Source organism: uncultured Brachyspira sp. (assembly GCF_949287625.1).
Lineage (GTDB): Bacteria > Spirochaetota > Brachyspiria > Brachyspirales > Brachyspiraceae > Brachyspira.
The window spans coordinates 1-3,912 of record NZ_CASEGO010000160.1 but is presented as its reverse complement, the minus strand read 5'-3'; the positions used below and the strand labels follow the sequence as shown (position 1 = coordinate 3,912).

The window sequence follows — 3,912 nt, the reverse complement described above, 5'->3', positions numbered from 1 at the left end:
TCCTAGAAAATTATTTAATTATAAATCGGCTAAAGATATTTTTTATGAGAACTTGAATGACTGCTTAAACTGTTGCAATCGTTTTTAGAATTTACTATTTTTTAAGAAAATGAAATATGTACTTGCAAATTATTAATAAATAAGGTATAAAAAAGACAAGGGTAACATTATTAGACCTGATTATAAGGGCGAGCGTTTTTTGCGAGGACACTTTTTCCCGACCGAGTAGGGAGGAAATAGAAAAAGTGGCTGGTAAGTGTGATAGATAACACGAGACCTGATTATAAGGGATTGAAGCCAATTTATTTCATTAATTTTTATATAAATCATCCAAATAATATTAATTAATTTGACTATTTAGAAACAGCTAATAATAAATATGATAAACTCATAATAGATAATCTAACCATACAATATATAATCGTTATTAGTATAATTTTATCATAAGAAACTGTAATATTTAAAAAATAGGATAGTGATAACCTATTTATAAATAAAATTAATATTTAATTTTCTAATATTCTTTTATAGGTTTTTTGATAAATAGTTTTTTTTATATGCTGTAGTTTATGTCATTCATATTTTGAGAGGTATAAAATGCAGCATATTTTTAAACTTTTTTTATTTTCTATTATAATGATATCCACTACAATAAACTCCTATGCAGAAACTAATGATGAAAAATTTAAAAAAGAAGTAAAAAGTTTTATTAAGCTGCAGCCAGAATTATATCCAGTATCAATTGGTGTATATGGAGGAGGTTTCTTTCTGGAAAATGATGCAAAAGGGGCTGGTGTTGGTGGTGGAGCTGGTGTGCGAATTAAATATAATTTTAATAAATTTTTAGGAATCGCTTCAGACTTCGGATATACATTTTCACAAGGTAAGCCTAAAACAGAATCTGTTACAAATATATTTTTCAATAATGCATCAAAAATGAATACGCATATATTTGATATTAGAATTTTGCTAATGCTGCAGTATGAAACAAAGAAAAACAATAAAGGTTTTAGTCCTTGGTTAGGTATAGGTCCTGTAATATCTATAGCAAACTATCGAGAAGAAACCTATTCGTATTTTACAGATAAAATAGAGTATAATACAACAGGTGCTAGTTTTGGATTTATAGCAGGGTTTGGTCTGCGATATAATTTTAAAAAGTTTTATACTGGTCTTAATTGCGATTATACAATAGTAAGCTCTGCAGATATTAATTTATCTGCAATAAGATTAAATTTAGAAGCAGGATACAGGTTTTAAATAAAGGGAGTTTATAAATGAGAAGAATAATCTTATTAATATTACTACTAATATTATCTGGCTGCTCAGAGGATAATATAAAATTTAAAGATTATAGTTTAGAGAATATTATACAGTTATTAGATAATATGGAGCCACAATATTACACTAAAGTGTATACACCTTCTTCGAGAGGTAGTATTGAGATAAAGAATAATAGAAATGAAGGAGTATATGTAACATATCCTTTTATCATTCTTCCAGGTTCAACAGATGTTGGTGGCATATTACTTACCCCTGAAATAGAGATAGTAAATGGTTTATATCCTGCAGATTCATGGGTTAAAAAAGCTTATATTGCAGCTAATTCATAATATAAAATACAATATAGTTACACAATGATGGGACCACCAGCAACTGACCAGGCCTATATTTATACTGCATTGTTAACAGAATAAGAGTATGAAAATGTAATTAGCATTATTGGAAAATACATTAATGTTCCTAATGATTTATACTTTTTACCACATGATGTTCTAAGGAATCTGCTTGCTTACATAGCTCCATATATTATTAAGATAGAATATGAAATAGTAAACTACATAGGCACTCCTTAAAACCTATTAAATGACTAGGCTGCTCAATCTTATAAGCAGCCTTAGTTATTTATATTTTTATGTTACATAATTCTTTTAATTTTAAAAGTATTTTATTTTGTTTGATGTTATTTCCAGTAATTAGATTGATATTATATATTGTCATTTTATCTGTTAATTCTTTAAGTGTTCTTTCATAATATGTATTTAATGTTGTAAATGAATTAGTTTTTTTCAAACCAAGCAGGTTTGATATTGCAGCCTGTTTAAAAATAGATTCATTAATAATTTTTGGACTTGTATATGTTTTACATTCTATATAGTAGATTGCATTATTATACATAAATAAAATATCAAGTTCCTGGTCATTAGATATATTTTCATAAGTTTTTCTTTTTGGGTTATGAACTTTGATTTTAACACCTGTTTTTAAATAATCTTCCACATTTTCTTTATATGGCAGGATAGAAGCAATATTATAATATAAATACTCTTCAAAATAACCAGAATTAATATATTTTAAAGCGTTATATGTAATATTATTAATATCTGGCAGATATTTAGTTGTGTTATGTAAATAATTAATATATTCAATAATACTATTTGAATATATTTTGATTTTATCTTCGCATAAAGTTAATTCTTTTTCTATATTAAGTTTTGAATCATGAGTATCTAATTGTTTTTCATATTTTTCATTTAATATATTCATAAAGCTGGCAAGTGCTTTTTTTGTGTCTAGTATTTTATAATCTCCAAACATACCTTTTGCAGTTATTGCATGCTTTACTAATAGATTTGCACAGTTTTGTGGATATTTTGGTTTTGTATCTTCATTATTAACGATTTCTATTCCATAAGATGTTAAATATTCTTCTAAAGTAATAGATTGCTGCATATCCAACTTGCCATAAGTATTTAATATGTTATATGAAGTAGAAATAGAATCAATATTTAAGTATAATAACATGCTCTTATTTTTATAATGTTCACTAAAATATTGATAAAGAGCGATGGATAATATTTTTGTTCCACCAGTTATATTAACCAATATTTGCTCACTTTCATCATATATTTCTTTTAAAGAACTAATAGATTCTGTAATTTTTTCAATATTGTTTTCTATATGTTTTTGTATTTTTATTTGTTTAAATTTATTGTTTATTTCTGAATTATTTTGTGGATTAATAGTATTGATTAGATATGAGTTATTATCGGACATACCTTCTGTTACTATATTTATAAAGTATTCAGAATCCATATTGTTTTTAATTAATACCATATTTGGTACACTTTGTGCACTAATAAGTGAAACTATAATTTTTTTATTCATATTTACCCCTTACTTTTCGTATAATCTAAATCTTATATGTTTAAACTGTTTTATTACATTAACTGTGCCATTATTATCTTTTTCCTGCAAAGAAATTCTTTCAGTGGTAGTATAGCATGGATATATATTAATCTCAAAAGCATAATTTATCATCTGATATGTAGCACCCATATCACCTTGGATAAGTGCATAATCTCCAGATTTTGCATTTTCTTTAAGCCATAAGCGTATAGGGTTTAATGTATCATGAATTTTTTCTGGTTCTGGTGGAATATTGCTCCAAAGTAACTGAAGGTTTTTAGGCAGGTATATAATATTTTCAATTTGTAGCTCATTTTTCAGCGCTTCAATTTGTTCTTGAGTAAGTTGATGTGAAAGTAAAATAAAAATATTTGGCATAAAATTTTTCTCCATGTTGCATGTGTATTTTATACTTAAAATGAAATAAATGATAGAATAATTTTTTAAAAAAATATTTGTATATAATTTATTAATAAATAAGAGAAAAGTATAAATGTATACAGGTTTTTTAGCAGTTTGATATAAAATAACAGTAGGTAAATTCTAAAAACGATTGCGAAAAAAGTAGTAGATAAAAAAGTGGTTGTTAAATCTCTTTAAATAAAATAATATTTTTTAGCCAAAAAAAATAAAATAAGGAGACAACAACCACTAATGGATATTACACTAAAACCGAGAAAAAATAAACACTTAAATGCAAAAGAGTGTTATCTGATAGAAGCC

Annotated in this window: 4 protein-coding genes; 2 read left to right on the top strand and 2 right to left on the bottom strand. The window is 25.5% G+C overall.

Annotated features, from left to right (window positions below; translation table 11 throughout):
- Positions 1–597 precede the first annotated feature (597 nt).
- Positions 598–1,260, top strand: coding sequence for an outer membrane beta-barrel protein (locus Q1X91_RS14980; RefSeq protein WP_300759312.1), 663 nt, complete (start codon positions 598–600; stop codon positions 1,258–1,260).
- A gap of 17 nt (positions 1,261–1,277) precedes the next feature.
- Positions 1,278–1,613, top strand: coding sequence for a hypothetical protein (locus Q1X91_RS14975; RefSeq protein ID WP_300759310.1), 336 nt, complete (start codon positions 1,278–1,280; stop codon positions 1,611–1,613).
- Positions 1,614–1,905: 292 nt separating this feature from the next.
- Here the strand turns inward: Q1X91_RS14975 and Q1X91_RS14970 are convergent, their stop codons facing one another.
- Together Q1X91_RS14970 and csx20 are read right to left on the bottom strand one after the other, a co-directional pair.
- Positions 1,906–3,168: a DUF1887 family CARF protein gene (locus Q1X91_RS14970; RefSeq protein WP_300759308.1), complete on the bottom strand. Its 1,263-nt coding sequence runs from the start codon at positions 3,166–3,168 to the stop codon at positions 1,906–1,908.
- Positions 3,169–3,177: 9 nt separating this feature from the next.
- On the bottom strand, positions 3,178–3,567 hold the full coding sequence (gene csx20 / locus Q1X91_RS14965; protein ID WP_300759306.1) for a CRISPR-associated protein Csx20: 390 nt from the start codon (positions 3,565–3,567) through the stop codon (positions 3,178–3,180).
- Positions 3,568–3,912: the final 345 nt, after the last annotated feature.

Coding starts and splice junctions, on each gene's coding strand:
- csx20 (WP_300759306.1), bottom strand. CDS start 3,567: ATGCCAAATATTTTTATTTTACTTTCACATCAACTTACTCAAGAACAA.
- Q1X91_RS14980 (WP_300759312.1), top strand. CDS start 598: ATGCAGCATATTTTTAAACTTTTTTTATTTTCTATTATAATGATATCC.
- Q1X91_RS14970 (WP_300759308.1), bottom strand. CDS start 3,168: ATGAATAAAAAAATTATAGTTTCACTTATTAGTGCACAAAGTGTACCA.
- Q1X91_RS14975 (WP_300759310.1), top strand. CDS start 1,278: ATGAGAAGAATAATCTTATTAATATTACTACTAATATTATCTGGCTGC.